Below are 18,715 nucleotides of genomic sequence, written 5' to 3'. Positions count from 1 at the left end.
TTGATGGGCAGTGAACCCATGCTGTGCGGTGGCATCGACATCGGCGGCACCAAGATCGAGGCCCGGCTGTTTCGCGGCGCGGCTGCCGAAACCGTCGAGGTCCGGCGCATCGCGACCCCGAAACTGGCCTTCGTGGCGCTGCTCGAGGCGATCGTGGAGCAGGTGCGCTGGCTGGAATCGCTCGACCCGGCACCGTTCCCGATCGGGCTGTCGCTGGCCGGGGTGATCGACCCCGAAACCGGCATCGGCTATGCCGCCAACATTCCCGTGACCGGCTATGCGCTGGGCCGCGAACTGGGCCAGGCCACCGGGCGCGATCTGCCGATCGTAAACGACTGCATGGCCTTTGCCTTTTCCGAGGCCAACGGCGGCGCCGGTGACGGGGCGCGCAGCGTGATGGGGCTGATCCTTGGCACCGGGGTGGGCGGCGGCATCTGCATTGACGGCCAGTTGCCGCACCGTCACGGCGGGCTGGCGGTCGAGATCGGGCACCTTGGCCTGCCCGCACAGGCGCTGGCGCGCCATGACCTGCCGCTGTTCAAATGCGGCTGCGGGCGCGAGGGCTGCATGGAAACCTGTGTGTCCGGCACCGGCATCGCCAACCTTGCCGAATGGCGGCTGGGCAATCGGATGCGGGCCGAGGATCTTGTCGCCGCCGGCACCGACGAGGCGGCGGCGGTGCTGGATCTGTGGCAGGATCTGGCAGGCGATTGCCTTTACGCGATCCAGATCATGCTCGACCCCGACCGGATCGTGCTGGGGGGCGGGCTGTCCAAGCTGCCCGACGTGATCGGGCGCCTGACCCGCAGCCTCGAAGCCAAACGCATGGGCAGCGTGCGCCTGCCCGAAATTACCCTGGCCCGCCACGGCGACAGCTCCGGCGCCCGCGGCGCGGCCCTGACCGCGAGGACCGAATGGCCGACCTGACCGACATCATCCACAAGAACCGCAACGGCGGACCGGCGATCCCCTCGGTCTGTTCGGCCCATCCCGACGTGTTGAGCGCGGCGCTCTTGCTGGCCCATGAGCTTGACCGCCCGGTGCTGATCGAGGCGACCTCGAACCAGGTCAACCACAAGGGTGGCTATACCGGCATGACGCCCGCCGATTTCATCGCCGATGTGCGCGCCCGCGCCGAGGGGCTGGGCGTCGATCCGGGTCGGGTGATCTTCGGCGGCGACCACCTTGGCCCGCAGGCGTGGAAATCCGAGCCGCCCGAGGCCGCGATGGCCGAGGCGCGGCAGATGATCGAGGCCTATGTGCAGGCCGGGTTCACCAAGATCCACCTGGATTGCTCCGAGGGCTGCAAAGGCGAACCGGCGCAGTTGGCCGACGGGCCTGCGGCGGCACGGGCTGCGGAACTGGCCGAGGTCGCGGAGGCCGCCGCGCCCGACCCGGCGGCGATCCACTACATCATCGGCACCGAGGTGCCGCCGCCCGGCGGCGCGCGCAGCGATGGCGAGACCATCGCGCCCACGCCGCCCGACCGCGCCGAGGCGACGCTGGAGGCCCACCGCGCGGCCTTTGCCGAGCGCGGGCTTGAGGCGGGCTGGGCGCGGGTCCGCGGGCTGGTGCTGCAACCGGGGCTGGAATTTGCCCCGGCGCATGTGGACCGGTTCGACATGGGCCAGCCCGACCTTTTGTCGCCCCTGCTGGCGGACCGGCCCGACCTGTGTTTCGAGGCGCATTCCACCGACTACCAGGACCCGGCGGTCTATCCCGACCTGGCGCGGCGGCATTTCGCCATCCTCAAGGTCGGCCCGGCGCTGACCTTCGCCTGGCGCGAGGCGCTTTATGCCCTGTCGCATGTGCGCCAATGGGTCGACGGCGGCGCGCATGTGTCGGAGGCGATGGAGGCGTTGATGCTGGCCAACCCCGGTTCCTGGCAGGGGCATTACGCCGGGGACGCGGCACGCCAGAAGCTCTTGCGCCATTTCGGCTATGCCGACCGCATCCGCTATTACTGGACCGCGCCCGAGGCGCAGGCGGCGGTGGCCGGGGTGCTCGACGGCTGGCCAGAGGTGCCGGAGCCCTTGCTGGTGCAATACCTGCCGGCGGCGACCCGTGCGCGGGCCGCGACGCTCGATTCCCCGCTCGCCCGCGCGCTTCTGATCGCGCATGTGCAGGAGGCGCTGTTGCCCTATTTCGCAGCCCCGGAGGACCGCGGATGCTGATCGCACCGGAAGCCTTGTGGACCGCGGGGCGGCTGCGCCGGGGCATGGCGCTGGAGGCGCGGGACGGCATCGTCACCGGGGTGCGCGCGCTTGGCGCCGACACGCCCGATGCGCGGCCCGCGCTGGTCATGCCGATGGCGGTCGATCTGCAGGTCAACGGCGGCGGCGGCGTCATGGTGAACTCGGACCCGACGCCCGACGGGCTGCGCGTGATCGCCGCCGCGCACCGGGGCCTTGGCACCGGGGCGATCCTGCCGACCGTGATCACCGACACCGCCGAGGTCATGCACGAGGCGGTGAGCGCGGCCATCGAGGTGGCGGGCGAGCCGGGGCAACTGGGCCTGCATATCGAGGGGCCGCATCTCGCGCCGTCCCGGCGCGGCACGCACAAACCCGAATACATCCGCCCGCTGGACGAGACCACCGTGGCCGAGGTCGAACGCCTGCGCGCCGCCGGGGTCGCGGTGATGATCACGCTGGCGCCCGAGCGCGCCCAGCCCGACCTGCTGGCCCGGCTGGTGGCCTCGGGTGCCGTGGTCTCGGCCGGGCACAGCGCCGCCGATGCCGCCGAGGCGCAGGCCGGGTTCGACGCCGGGGTGTCCTGCGTGACTCATCTTTACAACGCGATGGAGCCGATGACCTCGCGCGCGCCGGGGCTTCTGGGCCGGGCGCTGGTCTCGCCGGTGCATGTCGGGATCATCGCCGACGGCATCCATGTCGCCTGGGACATGATCCGCGTGGCGCTCCGCGCCCGGCCCGCGCCGGGGCTGACATTCGCGGTGTCGGACGCGATGGCGACGGTCGGCGGGCCGGACAGCTTCATCCTTTACGGGCAGGAAATCCGGGTGCGCGACGGCGCGCTGGTCAATGCCGAGGGTTCATTGGCCGGGGCGCATATCGACATGCTGACCAGCCTCGCCAACCTGGTGCGCGAGGTCGGGGTCGATCTGTCCGAGGCGGTGGCGATGTGCACCGACACGCCGCGCGCGGTGCTGGGCCTTGCCCCCGAGGCGGTGACGGCGGGCACCCGGCTCGATGACATCCTGATCCTGAACGACCGGTTTGAGCGCGAGCGGCCCGAATGAGCTTTCGGCTTGAGCAATTCTGGCGTCCCGAGGGGGACGCCAACGGCACGCTGACGCTGGTCCTCATCAATGCCGGGGCCGACACGCCGGGCCCGGCCCGGCTGTGTTTCGGCTCGACCACCATGCCGCGCGCCGATGCCATGCTGACCGGCGGCAGGCTTGGGCGCAGCATCGCCACGCATCAGGAGATCGCGCTCGACACCACGCCCGGGCCGGGGCAGCGCCACGAGATCACCATCCGGGGTCTGAGCCACCGGCCCTCGAACCGCACCCACGGCGCGCTGGCGGCCTGGCTGGAACTGGAGGACGGGTCGGTGCGCGCGGTCGACTGCGGCGACCTTCAGCCGCCCGAGGGCACGGCGCGCGGCCCGGTCAGGGACTGGCCCGAGGGGCGCGTGGAAGTGCCGGTCTCGATCCTGCCCTGGCCCGCCGAGGTGCGGCTCGAGGGTTTCGGCCCGGCGCCGCTTCTGGTGCCGGGGCCGGGCTGCGATGCCGCCCCCTTCATCGAGGTCATGCGCCTGCACCGCCGCCTGTTTCCCGCCGCGCCCGCGCCCTTCGCGCTGACGGGGGACGCAGGGGCGAGCGCGGTGACGCCGCGTCTGGATGACACGCTGTCCGCCGAGGGCTACCGGCTGGTTTTCGGAGATGGCATCACGCTGGTCCATGCCGACGCGGCGGGGCTGCGCCACGGCCTGATCGTGCTGGCCCAGATCGCCCACGCCGCGCGCAATGATGCGCGTTTCGCCTTCCCCGCCGGGGGCGAGATCGCCGATGCGCCGCGGTTTGAATGGCGCGGCTGCCACTTCGACGTGGCGCGCAATTTTCACGGGGTCGAGGTGGTCACGCGGCTGCTCGATATCCTGGCCTGGCTTCGGATGAACCGGCTGCACTGGCACCTGACCGACGACGAAGGCTGGCGCCTGCCCTCGCGCGCCTTCCCCGACCTTGGCACCACCGGCGCGGCGCGCGCGCGGGGCGGTCACCAGCCGCCGCAATACGCCGACGGACCAGCGGGGCAGTCGGGGCATTACACCGAGGCCGACATCGCGGCGGTTCTGGCCCATGCCGGCAAGCTCGGCATCGCGGTGATGCCCGAGATCGACATCCCCGGTCATTGCACCGCGCTGATGGCGGCGGTGCCGGGCCTGCGCGATCCGGGCGAGCCGGAGGAGAGCTACCGCTCGATCCAGCAGTTCCCGAACAACGCGCTCAACCCCGGACTGGCGCGGACTTACGTGGTGGTCGAGACCCTTCTGGCCGAGGCGGCGCGGTTGTTTCCCGGCGCGCGGCTGCATATCGGCGGCGACGAGGTCGATGCCCGCACCTGGGCCGGGTCGCCCGCCGCGCAAGCGCTGGCGCAGGCCGAGGGGCTGGCGGGCACGCCCGAGTTGCAGGCGCATTTCATGCGCCGGGCGCAGGCGATGGTGGCAGGGCTTGGCCGCGACCTGGGGGCCTGGGACGAGGCCGCAGACGGCGGTGGTATTGTCCCCGAAAACACGCTCCTGTTCGCCTGGCGCTCGGTCGGGAAAACCGCCGAGTTGATCGCGGCGGGATATGACGTGGTGGCGACGCCGGGGCAGGCCTATTACCTCGACATGGTGCAGGGCGCGGGCTGGGACAGCCCCGGCGCGGCCTGGGCCGGCATCGCCACGCCCGAGAGCACTTATCGCTTTGATCCGGCAGAGGGTTTGCCCGATGGTCCGGGCCGCCTGATCGGCGTGCAGGCGGGCATCTGGACCGAACACCTGAACACGGTGGCCCGGCTGAACGACATGCTGTTTCCGCGCCTCGCCGCCGTGGCCGAGGCGGGCTGGACGCCGCAAGCAGGCCGCGACTGGCCGCGCTTTGCCGCGCTTTCAAAAGGACTTCCGACATTATGAAGCGGGTTGCCATCTGCGGGCTGCATACCGAGTGTTCGAGCTATTCGCCCCTTCTGCAACAGGCCGGCGATTTCACCCGGAGCGAGGGCCAGGCGCTGCTGGACCGCATCCCGGTGGATTTCGCGGCACTTGGCATCGAGGCGCTGCCGTTGTTCCAGGACCGGTCGGTTCCCGGCGGGCCGGTGGCGCCCGAGCTGTTCGCGGCGCAGACCGGCGAGTTGCTCGACCGGCTGGCCAAGCTTGGCCCGCTCGATGGGGTGCTCTTGGTGATGCACGGGGCGATGTTCGTGCCCGGCATCGACGACCCCGAGGGCGAATTCATCGCCGCCGTGCGCGCGCTGGCCGGGCCGGATGCCATCATCGCGGGGTCGTTCGACCTGCACGGGCAGGTGACGCAGCAGATCGTCGACAACCTCGACATTTTCGCAGGCTACCGCACCGCGCCGCATGTGGACGTGCCCGAGACCCACGCCCGCGCCGCCCGGATGCTGGCCCGTGCGCTAGCGGGCGGGCCGCGCCCGGTGATCCGCCGGGCGCCGGTGCCGCTTCTGGTGTCGGGCGAGATGTCGTCGACCTTCGTGGAGCCGTGCCGGAACCTTTACGCCGCCCTGCCCGGCCATGACGAAAAACCCGGCGTCTGGGACGCGAACCTGATGATCGGCTACGTCTGGGCCGACAGCCCGCGCGCCACCGCGGCGGCGGTGGTTACCGGCACCGACCTCGAAGCGGCGCAGGCGGTGGCCGACGAGATCGGCGCGGCCTATTGGGCGGCGCGGGGTGATCTCTTGTTCGACATGGAGACGATGCTGCTCGGCCCGGCGCTCGACGCGCTGGCGGGTGAGGCTGCGGCGATCCTCGCCGACAGCGGCGACAACCCCACGGCGGGGGGCGTCGGGGATCGGGCCGATGTGCTCGAAGCCCTGATCGCGCGCGGCACGACCGGCGCGGTAGTGGCGGGCATCGCCGACCCCGAGGCCCATGCGGCGCTGGCGAACGGGGCGGCCGAGGTCACGCTGGGCGGATCGCTGGGCGGCGGCGGGCCACGGCTGACGCTGAGCGCCGAGGCGGTCGACATGCGCGGCGAATGTGCCGTGATCACGAGCCACGGGTTGCGCGTCGTGGTGACCGCGCGCCGCCGTCCGTTCCATGACCTTGCGGATTTCGAGCGGCTGGGCATCGACCTTGGCGACGTGCCGCTGCTGGTGGTGAAGTCGGGCTATCTCTCGACCGACCTGCGCGCGCTGCCGCGACGGCAGGTGATGGCGCTGACCGATGGCGCGGTCAGCCAGGACACGACCCGGCTGGAAAACCGGCATCGCCCGGCGGGGACGGTGCTGGGCACCGGGCGGCGCGGCTAGGCCGCGGCGAAGAACTGGTGCGCGGCCATGCTGGCCGCCGAGATCGACCAGAACCCCTCGGGCGCGACTGTGAAGCGCAAGTCGAAGCTGCGCGACATCTCGGGCAGCACATGGGTGGCGACGGTCTGGCGAATGATGGCCCGGGCCATGTGCCCCATCGCCCCGACCGTGTCGACCACGATCACCGACTTGGGGTCGTGGATGTGGACGATCTGCATGATCACCATGCCCAGCGCCGAGGCCGCGTTGTGGATCAGTTCGAGCGCCTGCGGATCGCGGCGCGCGGCGAGCTGTTCGATCTGGCCCAACTCGGTGATGGTCAGCCCGGCCTCCTGCGCCGCCGTCAGCATCGCCCCGCGCGAGGCGACGGTGTCGAGGCAGCCGCGCTTGCCGCAGCGGCAGGGGCGGCCGTTGGGATCGACGGTGATATGGGCGATCTCGCCGGCGCCGCCGTTGTGGCCGGTATAGAGCTTGCCGCCGAGAAAGCTGGCGCAGCCGATGCCGTCGCCCACCGTGATCACCGCGAAATCGTCCTCTTCGCGGGCCGAGCCGAACAGCTTTTCGCCGGTCGCCGCGGTGTTGGCGTCGTTGGCGATGATCGCGGGCACGCCGGCACGGGCACTGACCAGGTCGGCCAGCGGCACGTCATGCCAATCAAGCAGCGCCGAATGGCGGCAGATGCGGTTGCCCGGATCGACCAGCCCCGAGACCGAGACGCCGATGCCCAGAAGCTGCCCGGCCCCCGCGCCCAGTTCGGCGGACATGCCGGGCAGCGCCCCGGCGATCCGGTCCGCGACACCCTCGGGGGTGGCCGGAAGGGACAGGGGCTTGCGCATCAGCACCCGTCCGGCGAAATCGACCAGCGCGATGTCGTTCTTTTCGCGCGCCGTCGAAACACCGGCGAAATAGCCGAATCGGGGGTTGGCGCACAGCCCGATCGAGGGCCTGCCCTGCCGGGGTCCGGTCCGTGTCAGCGGGGCTTCGAGGATGATTCCCGACTGCAGGAGCGTCTTGGCCAGCCCGGTCACCGCAGGCTTGGACAGCTCGAGCGTCTGGGCCAGGTCGGTTCGGCTGATCGGACCGTGGGTGGCGATCGCCTGCACCATGGCCCGCTGTGTATCGTTGAGCATCGCCCCTCCCTCGCCGCACAACCCTGTCGCATCAAAGAGTTGGCCCGGCCCGTTGCGCGTCGGCTTGTGCCGGGCGCCGGTCATCCTCCGATACCGAAACTGCGCGCCGCTGGCTACCGTATCGACCGTGTGTTTTTTAATTCACTAAAATAACTTAAGAAGGGTTATTTTGTTTGACAAGTGAATAATCGGAATGTCATCGTTTCACAACCCTCCGGTCCGGGCGCCCCTGTCCGCCGGAGCCGCCAGAAAGGGAGAGAGACATGCATAACCAAAGCTCCAGGGGGCCGCGCGCGCTGACCCTGGCCCTGGGCCTCGCGGCCGTGATCGCCGTGCCCGCCAATGCCCAGCAGCTCAAGCTGTGGGAAATTTCGTCCACCAACGAGGGTGTCAACCAGAACTGGGAGAACGTCATCGCCCAGTTCGAGGCCGAGCATCCGGGCGTCGAGGTGGTGATGGAAACCTTCGACACCGAAGCGTTCAAGCAGGGGCTGGCGGTGGCGCTGACCTCGACCAGCGGGCCGGACATCTTCTTCAACTGGGGGTCCGAGGACTCCGCAGTGCTGGCCCGCAACGGCCTGGCCGCGGATGTCACCGACATGGGCGAAGGCCGCTGGCTCGACAAGATCAACGCCGGCCTGCTGGCGCCGTTCAGCGTTGAGGGCCGCGCCTATGGCGTGCCGTCGCACTCGATCGCCAAATACATGTATTACAACACCGCCTTCTACGAAGAGAACGGCCTGACCTTCCCGACCACCACCGACGAATTGCTCGCGATGTGCAAGACGGTGCGCGAGATCGATCCCGAGGTCGCCTTCACCTCGCTGGGCAACCGCGACCAGTGGAAGGGCATTCACTATGTCTCGATGCTGACGGCGGAATACGTGGGTGTCGACGCGATGCTGGCCGACATGCGGCTTCAAAACTCCGACGACGCGATGTTCACCGATCCCGGCTATACCAAGGCGCTGGCGATGATGCGGACGATGGAGGAAGAAGGCTGCTTCCAGCAGGGCGTCAACGTGACCACCGCCGACATGTCGCGCACGATCTTCGCCAGCGGGCTGGCCACCTCGATCTACTGCGGCACCTGGTGCCCCGGCACCTTCGACAGCGAAGGGCTCGAGGGCGGCTATTCGATGGCACCGTTCCCGGCGGTCTCGGATGCGCCCGAGGAAAACCACGGCTATATCCTGGGCCTGACCGAGGGCTTCCAGATCAGCGCCCAGTCGCAGCACAAGGAACTGGCGGCCGATTTCATCGACCTGATCCTGTCGGACGCGGTGCAGGCCGAACGCCTGGTGCTGGCCGGCCGCATCCCGGTGAACGGTGCCGGTGTCGGCGCGGTATCTGACGAGGTGCATCCGGCGATCCAGCATGTCGTCGCCGACCTGCCCAACTACAAGGGCTTCGCGCCGATCCTCGATGTCGACCTCGATGGCCGCATCGTCGAGGTCTACAAGCGCGGCATCCAGGACGTGATCGACGGGCGCGTGACCCCGGAAGAGCTGATGGCCAAGGTCCGCGCCGAGGCGCTGGCGGTCAAGTCCGAACGCTGACCGACGGGCGGGGGCGCCGACCGCGCGCCTCCGCACCCGACGGCCCTGCCGCGCCCGGCCCTCCCACGGGCGCGCGCACCCCCTCCCGATGCCCCAGACCGGAAGGACCGAGCGGATGGCCCAGCCCCCGACCCATCACCGGCGCGACACGATCTCGGCGCTGACGCTGTTGGCCCCGGCGATGATCCTGTTCGGGGCCTTCATCCTTCTGCCCCTGATGCAGACCTTCGCCTGGTCGCTCTATCGCTACGAGGTGTTCGGGGGCGTCAAGGAATTCGTCGGGCTGGACAATTTCGCCAAGCTGGCGGGCGACGAGGTGTTCGGCATCGCGCTGATCAACAACCTGAAATTCGCGGTTCTGTCGGTCGTCCTGCAAGTCGGGATGGGGCTGGTGCTGGCCGCATTGCTCGACCGTGGCGTGCGCCGCTTCAAGGTCGTCTACCGCACCATCATCTTCGCCCCGATCCTGGTCTCGACCGCCGCCGTCGGCCTGCTCTGGAGCCTGATCCTCAACCCGAGCATCGGCCCGGTCGACGACTGGCTGGGGCTGATCGGGCTGTCGGCACCGCGCAACGGGCTGCTGGGCGAACCGGCCTTCGCGATTTACGGCGTGATCTTCGTCGGGGCCTGGCAATACACCGGCTTCATGATGGTGATCCTGCTGGCCGGGATGCAGAACGTGCCCGAGGAAACCTACGAGGCGGCGCGGATGGACGGCTGCAAGGGGCTTCGGGCGTTCTTCCACATCACCCTGCCGACGATCCGCAATGTGATCATCACTTGCTGCCTGCTGACCGTGATCGGCGCCTTCAAGGTGTTCGACCTTGTCTATGTGCTGACCAACGGCGGCCCCGGCAACGCCACCGAGGTGCTGGCCTCGTATATCTTCCGCAACGCCTTCGAATTCGGGCAGATCGGCTATGCCAATGCGCTGAGCGTGGTGTTCCTGGCCATCGCCTTCGTGTTCGGGCTGATCCAGTTCCGGATGATCCGGAGGTAGCCATGAAAAGCCTTGCCTTCTTCCCGCGCACCCGCCGCATGGCGATCATCATGCACCTGTTCCTCCTGGGCTACGTCGCGGTGATCCTGTTTCCGCTGAGCTGGGTGGTGATCGGCGCGCTCAAGACCAACCGCGAGATGTTCCTCGACCCGACCGGGCTGCCGGCCGATCCCAACTGGGGCAAGTTCATCGAGGCCTGGAACGCGGGCGTGCGCGACTTCTTCATCAACTCGGTGGTGGTGTCGGGCGTCTCGGTGGCGCTGATCGTGATCGCCTCGGCGCTGGCGGCCTATGCGCTGACGCGGATGAATTTCCGCTATTCCGGCTGGGTCTACCTGCTGACGGTCCTGTGCTTTGCGATCCCGGTTCACGCGGTGCTGGTGCCGATCTACGGGCTTCTGAGCGATCTGCACCTGCTCAACACCCATCTCGGGCTGATCCTGCCCTATGCGGCCTTCGGGCTGCCGTTCTCGATCATCCTGATGTATTCCTTCTTCTACGAGTTCCCGGCCGAGCTTGAGGAGGCCGGCAAGCTGGACGGCTGCGGCCCGTGGCGGCGGCTGTGGTTCGTGGTGCTGCCCCTGTCGCGCCCGGTCCTGATCTCGGTCGCGATCTTCAACCTGGTGGGCGTGTGGAACGAGTTCCTGCTGGCCACCATCATCATGACCTCGAAACACATGCAGACCCTGCCGCTGGGGCTGGTGTCGTTCCGCGATCAATACGGCACCGACTGGCCGGGCACGCTGGCGGCGATCAGCATCGGCTCGCTGCCGCTGCTGGTGCTGTTCGTGATTTTCCAGAAATACTTTGTCCGCTCGATGGCGGGGATGGGGAAATAGCCATGTCTGAACTGTCCATCAACGGCCTGCGCAAAAGCTATGGCGCGACCGAGGTGCTGCACGGGCTCGACCTCGAGGTATCGGGCAACGAGTTCGTGGTGTTCGTCGGCCCCTCGGGCTGCGGCAAGTCGACGTTCCTGCGCTCGATCGCGGGGCTGGAGACCATATCCGGCGGCAGCATGACGATCGACGGCGCCGACATCAGCGGGCTGGAACCCGACCGACGCGGCGTGGCGATGGTGTTTCAGAACTACGCGCTTTACCCGCACATGACGGTGGCGCAGAACATGGGCTTTGCGCTGCGCATGGCGCATGTGCCCAAGGCCGAGATCGCGCGCAAGGTGCGCGAGGTGGCCGAGATCCTGCAACTGGAGCCTTACCTCGACCGGCGGCCGATGGACCTGTCGGGCGGCCAGCGCCAGCGCGTCGCCATCGGGCGCGCCATCGTGCGCGAACCCAAGGTGTTCCTGTTCGACGAGCCGCTGTCAAACCTCGACGCCGACCTGCGCGCCCATATGCGGCTGGAGATCATCAAGCTGCACCGGCACCAGAAGGGCATCAGCATCTACGTGACCCACGACCAGGTCGAGGCGATGACCATGGCCGACAAGATCGTGGTGATGCGCGACGGAAATATCGAGCAGGTCGGATCCCCCCTCGACCTCTACAACGAGCCGGTCAACCGCTTCGTCGCGGGCTTTCTGGGCACGCCACGGATGAACTTTCTCGACGCCACCAGCACCGGCGTCGCCAACTGGCGGCTGGGGCTGAAGGTGGGCGGGATGACCTTGTCGCCGCCGATCCGGCCCGACGCGGACGCCCTGCCCGAGGCGGGCGCGCCGCTGTCGCTCGGCGTGCGCCCGGATGGCTGGCGCATCGTGGCCGAGGGCGACGGGCTGGCGGGCCGGGTGGTTCATGCCGAGCAACTGGGCCGCGAAACCGTGGTCTTCATCGAGCTTGAACACGGGCCGCAGGTGGCGATGATCCAGCCGGGCCAATACCGCCTGCACAGCGACGACGCGATCTGGCTGGCGCCCGCGCCCGATGAGCTGCACCTGTTCGACGCCAGCGACGCCGCCCTGCCGGTCGCGCGCATCCCGCGCACCAACAGCCACAACTGAGGCCGTGCCATGAGCATTCCGTTTCGCCAGATCCACCTGGATTTTCACACCAGCGAACATATCCCCGAAGTCGGCCAGGCCTTCGATGCCGAGGATTTCGCGGGCACCTTCAAGCGCGCCCATGTCGACTCGGTCACGCTGTTCGCGCGCTGCCACCACGGCTGGACCTATTTCGACAGCGAGGTGGGCCAGCGTCACCCGTCGCTGGAGTTCGACCTTCTGCGCGCGCAGTTCGACGCGCTGAAGGCCGCCGGCATCCGCGCGCCGATCTACATCACCGGCGCCTGGGACGAGCTGAGCTGCCGCGAGCACCCGGAATGGCGGGTCGTCACCGAGGACGGCAAGTTCCTGTTCGCGGGCGGCAACACCGGCGAGCGCAACGTGGTGCGCTGGGGGCTGCTGGATTTCTCGACCCCTGCGATGGATTTCCTCGAGGCGATGATCCGCGAGGTTGCCGCGAAATTTCCCGATGCCGATGGCATCTTCGTCGATATCTGCCACCAATACCCGTCATGCAGCCCCTCGGCGCTGGCGCAGATGGAGCGCATGGGCCTGGACTGGACCCGCGAGGCCGACCGGCTGGCCCACGCCGCCCACGTCAAGGCCGAGTTCATGCGCCGCACCACCGAGGCCGCGAAAAGCACCCGCGCCGACATGCCGGTGTTTCACAACCACGGCAACCTGACGCTGGGCGACCGCGCCATCCTGGATTTCGACAGCCACCTCGAGATCGAGTCGCTGCCGACCGGCGGCTGGGGCTATGACCACTTCCCGATCGGCGCCAAGTATGCCGAGAGCATCGGCGCGGATTACTCCGGCATGACCGGCAAGTTCCACACGCTCTGGGGCGAGTTCGGGGCCTACAAGCATCCTGACGCGCTGCGCTACGAATGCGGCTTCATGCTGGCGCACGGGGCGAAATGCTCGATCGGCGACCACCTGCATCCCTCGGGGCGGCAGGCGCAAACAACCTACAACGTGATCGCCCCGGCCTATGCCGAGGTGGCGGCGAAAGAGCCGTGGTGCGAGGCCAGCCGCAACGTCGCCGAGATCGCGATGCTGTCGGTGCGCGCGGTCAACAGCCCGGACCTGCACAGTTGGGACCCGGCGGCGGTCAACAACGCCGCCGAAGAGGGGTGTTCGCGGGTTCTGCTGGAAGAACGCCTGCTGTTCGACGTGATCGACACCCAGGCCGACCTTGCGCCCTACCGGCTGGTGATCGTGCCCGACGAGGCGCGGTTGCCGGCGGACATGGTGGCGCGGCTGCAAGACTACGTCGAGGCCGGCGGCGCGCTGCTGTTGACCGGCACATCGGGGATCGGCGCGGATGGCCAGCCGCAATTCGATTTCGGCGGGCGGGTCGAGGGGCCATCGCCCTTTGCCGGCGATTATGCGGTGTTCGACCCCGCCATCGCGCCCGCCTTTGTCGAGGACCCGGTGTTTCTGTATGAACCGTCGCAACGCCTGAGCCGGACCGACGGCGAAAGCCTCGGCCTGGTCCACGATCCCTATTTCGACCGGACGCAAAAGCACTTCAACGGCCACATGAACACGCCCTACGACCTTGCCCCCAGCGGCTATCACGCGATCCTGCGCAAGGGGCGCATCTGCCAGACGGCGCATCCGCTGTTCTCGATCCATTTCCGCAATGGCCCGGCGGTCCTGCGCGAGGTTCTGGGGCGGCTGGTGCGCGAGATGCTGGGGGCTGCCCCGAAGGTCGAGGCCGAGCTGCCGATCGGTGGCCGCCTGACCCTGCGCGAACAGGCGGACCCTGGCCGCCTCGTGCTGCACCTGCTCTATGCCACGCCGCAGTTGCGCGGCCAGTTCAAGGGCAGCCCGATCGAGATCATCCAGGACCTGCCAAGACTGCGCGACGTGCCGGTGCGCCTTCGTGAAACCCGGCCCGTCGCGCGGGTGACGGCGGTGCCTTCGGGCGTGGCGCTCGACTTTTCGCAGGAGGGCGGGCTGGTCCGCTTCGACGTGCCCGAGATGGTCGGGCACCAGATGATCGGCGTCGATTTCGCGGGCTGACGCGCTCAGAGCTTGAGAAAGGTGGCGATTTCGGCGGCGACGCTGTCGGGGTGGGTGAGCGGCGCCATATGCCCGGCGCCCGCCACCACCACCCGGGTGGCATTGGGCAGACGCGCGGCCAGCACCGCGTTGACACCGCTGAGCAACCGGGGCGACAGGCTGCCCTCGATCAGCAGCACCGGCTGCGTCACCGCCTCGATCCGGCCCGGGGCGAGCAGCCCGGCCACGTCATCGGTCACCGCATCGGATTCCTCGGCGATCAGGTGAATCTGACTGGCCAGAACGGCCCGGGCGCGCGGCGACAGGGCGGCCCAGGGCGCTTCGGGGCTGACCATGTCGTTGAAACGCGCCGCCGCCGCCTCGCGGTCGCCCGCCTCCAGTGCCGCCCGTGCATCCGCGATCGCCCGCAGGTAGCTGTCGTAGTCGGCGCTGCCGCGCATCGCGGCCAGCAGCACCGGCTCGATCAGCACCAGCGAGCGCACCTTGTCGGGCCGCTCCATCGCCAGCCGCAGCGCCACCGTGCCGCCATAGCTGTGGCCGATCACGTCGGCGCGGCGTTCGATCAGGCTGGCCGCGATCTGGGTGGTGATGTCGTGCAGGCCGCGCGCGCCACCGTCGCCGCGATAGGGCGCGCTTTGCCCGTGGCCGGGGCGGTCGAAGGCGGTCATCGACAGCTTGTCGAGCAGGGCCGCCTGCACCCCGGCCCAGGTTTCCGCCCGGCCCATGCTGCAATGGATGAACAGCGCCCGGCGCACGCCCGCGCCCATCCGCGTGACATGGGTAGGCAGGCCCGAGATGCGGGGCGGGTGCGCGCTCACACGGCCTCCGCCAGATGCGCGTCGAGGTCATCGAGCCGGTCCTGACCCCAGAACACCGCGCCGTCGGGCGCAACCCAGCTTGGCGCGCCGAAGACCCCGGCGGTCACCGCCGCCTCGAGGTTGCGGGTGTAGGTGTCTGCGGCGGTGAACAGCCCCTTGTCGGCCAGCGCCGGATCGAACCCGGCGGCCTCGAGCGCCGCCCGGATCACCGCGTCGTCGGCGACGTTCTTGTCCTCGGCCCAGCAGGCCGCAAGCAGCCCCTGGACCAGCGCGGCGATGTCGCCGCCGCCGGCCTCCTGCGCCGCGATGATGGCATAGGACGCGGGGGCGGCATTGGTGGGGAAGAACGCCGGTTCAAGGGTGATCGGCATCCCGGCGCGCCGGGCCTGCCGCGCCAGATCGGCCAGCCGGTAGGCCTGGCGGGACGGGTGGCGCTGACCCAGCGGCACGCCGCCGGTGCGCCCGAACAGCGCGGTGATATCGAGCGGACGGTAGACGACCGAAAGCCCGTGGCGCGCGGCAAGCGCGGTGAAACGCGGACCTGCCAGGTAGGTCCAGGGCGAGATCACGCTGAAAAAATACTCGATATCGGCCATTTTGCCCTCCGTCCTGCCCGTCCAATGTGGCCTTGACCCTATCCCGGTGCTAATCGAAGTCAACGCGGCATCCGCCGCGATTCTCAAGCGCAACCACGCCCGGACCCTGCTTCATGCCCTCACTCCACGAACCGAAACTGATCTCTGGCAACGCCAACCTGAAACTCTCCAGCGCCGTCGCCAAGCGGATGTCGATCCACCGCGGCACCCCGGTCAAGCTGGTCAGCGCGCGGGTCGAGCGGTTCAACGACCAGGAGATCTTCGTCGAGATCCACGAAAACGTGCGTGGCGAGGACATGTTCATCATCCAGTCGACCTCGCGCCCGGCCAACGACAACCTGATGGAACTGCTGATCATCGCCGACACCCTGCGCCGGTCGTCGGCGGGGCGGATCACCGCGGTCATTCCCTATTTCGGCTATGCCCGGCAGGACCGGCGCTCGAAGGCGCGCACGCCGATCTCGGCCAAGCTGGTGGCCAACATGGTGGCCCAGTCGGGGATCGAGCGGGTGTTGACGATGGACCTGCACGCGGCGCAGATCCAGGGCTTTTTCGACATGCCGGTGGACAACCTCTATGCCAGCCCGATCTTCGCGCTGGACGTGAAGCACCATTTCCGCGACTGCATGGACGAGGTGATGGTGATCTCGCCCGACGTGGGCGGCGTGGCGCGGGCGCGCGAACTGGCCAAGCGCATCGACGCGCCGCTGGCGATCGTCGACAAGCGGCGCGAGAAGGCCGGTGAAGTGGCCGAGATGACGGTGATCGGGGACGTGACCGGCAAGCGCTGCATCATCGTCGACGATATCTGCGACACCGCCGGAACGCTGGTGAAGGCCGCCGAAGTGCTGATCGACAAGGGCGCCGCCGAGGTCCATGCCTACATCACCCACGGCGTGATGTCCGGCCCGGCGGTCGAACGGATTTCCAACTCGGTGATGAAAACCCTGGTGCTGTCGGACACCATCGCGCCGACGCCCGAAGTGCTGGCCGCGCCCAACATCCGCATCGTGCCGACCGCGCCGATCTTTGCCCAGGCGATCCTGAACATCTGGGGCGGCACCTCGGTGTCGTCGCTGTTCGACCACGAAACGCTCGAGCCGCTGTATGAGACGGCCTATTCCTGAGGGATGCGGGTCTTGCGCCGGGCGGCACGCGTCTTTCTCCTGTCGGTGGCGCTTGTCGCCGCAGCGTCGGTGGCCAAGGCGCAGGATCTGGACGGGCTGACCTGGCCGGAGAAGAAATGCGTTCTCTACCAATTGGCCTGGGATGCGGCCCTGGACAGCGTCGGGCCGGAGGGCATCAGCGATGACTTCATCGACGGCAGCGCCGAGTTCGTCGCATCCGGCTGCACGATACGCGGCAACGTCTGCCCCCGCAGCGAACAGGAATACAAGCTGGCCGATCTGCTCACGTTGATGACGATGAACGAGGGGATGGCCAGCACCTTCGCGCCGTTTCGCTGCGGACCCGCGAACTGAGGGCCGCCCCCTACTCCACGTCCCAGTCGTCCTCGTCGCTGAGCGCCCCGATGGCCATCCAGTCGGCGCGGATGCGCGCGACGCGGGTGTCTTCCCAGGTGCGGAACACGATGTCGAAGCCTTCTGCGGTGATCGTGTCGGCGGTCAGGTCGATGCGGTGGTTCGAACTGTTGGCCACGTCCCACAGCGATATGCCGATCTGCACCGAGGGCGGGTGCAGGAACGGTTCGGAAAAGCGGATGCCATGGCGCAACTCGCGCTCGCCCTCGCCCGACCACATCACGCCGTCGTGCTGGTAATCGGCGAACAGCATCCTCGTGCCGGTCTCGACCCCGACACAATGTGATTTCAACCGCTGCATCGTCCCTCCCGCGCCCCTCGCGCAACCTTGCCCAAAACCCCCGGCGCGATCAAGCCCGGGGGGTCAGGAGCGCGCGCGCCCCGGTGACAGCGCCAGGAAAAACGGCAGCACCGCCAGCAGCAAAATGCCCGCCGCCAGGAACGGCGCGCCGGGCAGGTAGAGGCGGGCATCCGGCGCGGCGAAGACCTCGAACAGCGGCGTCACGATCAGCGGCGCGATCACCGCCGAGATCGAGCCAAGCGCCGCGATCACCCCTTGCAGCAGCCCCTGCCGGTCGTCGGGCACGAGGTTGGACATCATCGCGGTGATGGTCGGCGGCACGATGTCCGAGATGCAGGCAATCGGCAGAAGCGTCAGCACCAGCCAGGCCGGCGGCCCCAGCCCCAGCCAGACCATCGCCACGATCCCGGCGATGAGGCCGATCATCAGGGTGCGAAACTCGCCCCCGGCGCGGATCATCGCGGGCAGCGCCACGGCCTGCGCCAGCGCCACGCCGATGCCGAAATAGGCAAACGAAAAGCCGATCATCGCCGCCGACCAGCCGAACACCTCGCGCGTCCAGAAGGCCCAGAGCGTCGGGTAGACCATGTTGGCGAACTCGAACACGAACAGGCAGAACAGGGGCAGCGCCAGCCCTGGCAGGCGAAACGCCGCCCGGATCGCGCCGAACGGGTTGAGGTCGGTGCCCGAAAAGGCGCGGCGGCGGGCGGGCGGCAGGCTCTCGGGCAGGGCGACGAGGCCCAAGACCACGTTGGCCGCCGCGAACGCGCCCGCCACCCAGAACGGCGCGGTGACATGCCAGGCGGCAAGCAGCCCGCCCAGCGCCGGCCCCATGACGAAGCCGATGCCGTAGGTCGCGCCCACCAGCCCGAAATTGGTGGCGCGTTTCTCGGGCGGCGAGATGTCGGCCAGATAGGCGGTCGCGGTGGTGTGCGTGGCCCCCGCGATCCCGGCCAGAAGGCGCCCGAGCAACAGCAGCCCGAAGGTGCCCGCCAGCGCCATGATCACGTAGTCCACCGCCAGCGTGGCCATCGCGGTCAACAGGACCGGCTTGCGCCCGAAGGCGTCCGACAGCCCGCCGACGATCGGGGCAAAGACGAACTGCATCAGGGCATAGGCGGCCATCAGGATACCGCCCCAGACCGCGCCCGCCCCGTTATCGGCGGCCCCGACCCGCGCCATCAGGTCGGGCAGAAGCGGAAAGATCAGCCCGACTCCGATTGCGTCGATCAGGATCGTCGCTAGGATGAAGGCAAGCGCGTTTCTCGGCGTTTCCATGTCT

The 18,715-nt window shown here is 68.8% G+C and carries 17 protein-coding genes; 12 read left to right on the top strand and 5 right to left on the bottom strand.

Annotated features, from left to right (window positions below):
- Nucleotides 1–3 precede the first annotated feature (3 nt).
- The 5 genes from FVF75_RS06635 to FVF75_RS06615 are packed head-to-tail and all read left to right on the top strand — an operon-like array spanning nt 4 to nt 6,497.
- Nucleotides 4–927, top strand: a complete 924-nt coding sequence (locus tag FVF75_RS06635) for an ROK family protein (protein ID WP_148377150.1) — start codon at nt 4–6, stop codon at nt 925–927.
- Complete coding sequence (locus FVF75_RS06630; RefSeq protein WP_148377149.1) at nt 915–2,174, top strand: class II D-tagatose-bisphosphate aldolase non-catalytic subunit; 1,260 nt, start codon at nt 915–917, stop codon at nt 2,172–2,174. The genes FVF75_RS06635 and FVF75_RS06630 overlap by 13 nt, the downstream gene beginning before the upstream one ends.
- Nucleotides 2,168–3,259, top strand: a complete 1,092-nt coding sequence (locus tag FVF75_RS06625; protein ID WP_148377148.1) for an N-acetylglucosamine-6-phosphate deacetylase — start codon at nt 2,168–2,170, stop codon at nt 3,257–3,259. The genes FVF75_RS06630 and FVF75_RS06625 overlap by 7 nt, the downstream gene beginning before the upstream one ends.
- Entirely contained in the window at nt 3,256–5,139 is a 1,884-nt protein-coding gene (locus FVF75_RS06620) for a beta-N-acetylhexosaminidase (protein ID WP_148377147.1), read from the top strand. The genes FVF75_RS06625 and FVF75_RS06620 overlap by 4 nt, the downstream gene beginning before the upstream one ends.
- Nucleotides 5,136–6,497 carry a M81 family metallopeptidase gene (locus tag FVF75_RS06615; RefSeq protein WP_148377146.1) on the top strand — a complete coding sequence of 454 codons (1,362 nt, stop codon included), beginning with the start codon at nt 5,136–5,138 and terminating at the stop codon, nt 6,495–6,497. Before FVF75_RS06620 ends, FVF75_RS06615 begins: the two co-directional genes overlap by 4 nt.
- Here FVF75_RS06615 and FVF75_RS06610 read toward each other — a convergent pair.
- Nucleotides 6,494–7,627: an ROK family transcriptional regulator gene (locus tag FVF75_RS06610; RefSeq protein WP_187392994.1), complete on the bottom strand. Its 1,134-nt coding sequence runs from the start codon at nt 7,625–7,627 to the stop codon at nt 6,494–6,496. The two genes, FVF75_RS06615 and FVF75_RS06610, sit on opposite strands and share 4 nt — an antisense overlap.
- A 263-nt stretch (nt 7,628–7,890) precedes the next feature.
- Between FVF75_RS06610 and FVF75_RS06605 the strand changes: the two genes are divergently transcribed.
- From FVF75_RS06605 to FVF75_RS06585, 5 genes are all read left to right on the top strand, one after another.
- Nucleotides 7,891–9,186, top strand: coding sequence for an ABC transporter substrate-binding protein (locus FVF75_RS06605; protein WP_148377144.1), 1,296 nt, complete (start codon nt 7,891–7,893; stop codon nt 9,184–9,186).
- A gap of 115 nt (nt 9,187–9,301) precedes the next feature.
- Nucleotides 9,302–10,186, top strand: coding sequence for a carbohydrate ABC transporter permease (locus FVF75_RS06600; protein ID WP_187392993.1), 885 nt, complete (start codon nt 9,302–9,304; stop codon nt 10,184–10,186).
- A gap of 2 nt (nt 10,187–10,188) precedes the next feature.
- Nucleotides 10,189–11,025, top strand: a complete 837-nt coding sequence (locus tag FVF75_RS06595) for a carbohydrate ABC transporter permease (protein WP_148377142.1) — start codon at nt 10,189–10,191, stop codon at nt 11,023–11,025.
- Between the two features lie 2 nt (nt 11,026–11,027).
- The gene (locus tag FVF75_RS06590; RefSeq protein WP_148377141.1) at nt 11,028–12,146 is read left to right on the top strand and encodes an ABC transporter ATP-binding protein; all 1,119 of its coding nucleotides are present in this window, start codon (nt 11,028–11,030) and stop codon (nt 12,144–12,146) included.
- A 9-nt stretch (nt 12,147–12,155) separates the two neighbouring features.
- Nucleotides 12,156–14,177: an alpha-amylase family protein gene (locus FVF75_RS06585; RefSeq protein WP_246138017.1), complete on the top strand. Its 2,022-nt coding sequence runs from the start codon at nt 12,156–12,158 to the stop codon at nt 14,175–14,177.
- Between the two features lie 5 nt (nt 14,178–14,182).
- On the opposite strand, the gene FVF75_RS06580 is transcribed toward FVF75_RS06585, so the two are convergent.
- Both FVF75_RS06580 and FVF75_RS06575 read right to left on the bottom strand, forming a co-directional pair.
- Complete coding sequence (locus tag FVF75_RS06580; RefSeq protein WP_246138016.1) at nt 14,183–14,995, bottom strand: alpha/beta fold hydrolase; 813 nt, start codon at nt 14,993–14,995, stop codon at nt 14,183–14,185.
- Nucleotides 14,992–15,591 (bottom strand): 2-hydroxychromene-2-carboxylate isomerase, encoded by a 600-nt coding sequence (locus tag FVF75_RS06575; protein WP_148377140.1) that lies wholly within the window; start codon nt 15,589–15,591, stop codon nt 14,992–14,994. Before FVF75_RS06575 ends, FVF75_RS06580 begins: the two co-directional genes overlap by 4 nt.
- A 113-nt stretch (nt 15,592–15,704) precedes the next feature.
- On the opposite strand from FVF75_RS06575, the gene FVF75_RS06570 reads away from it, so the two are divergent.
- Nucleotides 15,705–16,718: a ribose-phosphate pyrophosphokinase gene (locus tag FVF75_RS06570; RefSeq protein ID WP_148377139.1), complete on the top strand. Its 1,014-nt coding sequence runs from the start codon at nt 15,705–15,707 to the stop codon at nt 16,716–16,718.
- 3 nt (nt 16,719–16,721) lie between these two features.
- A complete protein-coding gene (locus FVF75_RS06565) occupies nt 16,722–17,072 on the top strand; it encodes a hypothetical protein (protein WP_148377138.1) in 351 nt (116 codons plus the stop codon).
- A 10-nt stretch (nt 17,073–17,082) separates the two neighbouring features.
- On the opposite strand, the gene FVF75_RS06560 is transcribed toward FVF75_RS06565, so the two are convergent.
- Both FVF75_RS06560 and FVF75_RS06555 read right to left on the bottom strand, forming a co-directional pair.
- Nucleotides 17,083–17,433, bottom strand: coding sequence for an H-type lectin domain-containing protein (locus FVF75_RS06560; RefSeq protein ID WP_148377137.1), 351 nt, complete (start codon nt 17,431–17,433; stop codon nt 17,083–17,085).
- Between the two features lie 63 nt (nt 17,434–17,496).
- Nucleotides 17,497–18,711, bottom strand: coding sequence for an MFS transporter (locus tag FVF75_RS06555; RefSeq protein ID WP_148377136.1), 1,215 nt, complete (start codon nt 18,709–18,711; stop codon nt 17,497–17,499).
- Between the last annotated feature and the right edge of the window lie 4 nt (nt 18,712–18,715).

The sequence above is a fragment of the Maritimibacter fusiformis genome, from assembly GCF_008086115.1.
Lineage (GTDB): Bacteria > Pseudomonadota > Alphaproteobacteria > Rhodobacterales > Rhodobacteraceae > Muriiphilus > Muriiphilus fusiformis.
This window is presented reverse-complemented; position numbering and strand designations above follow the sequence as displayed.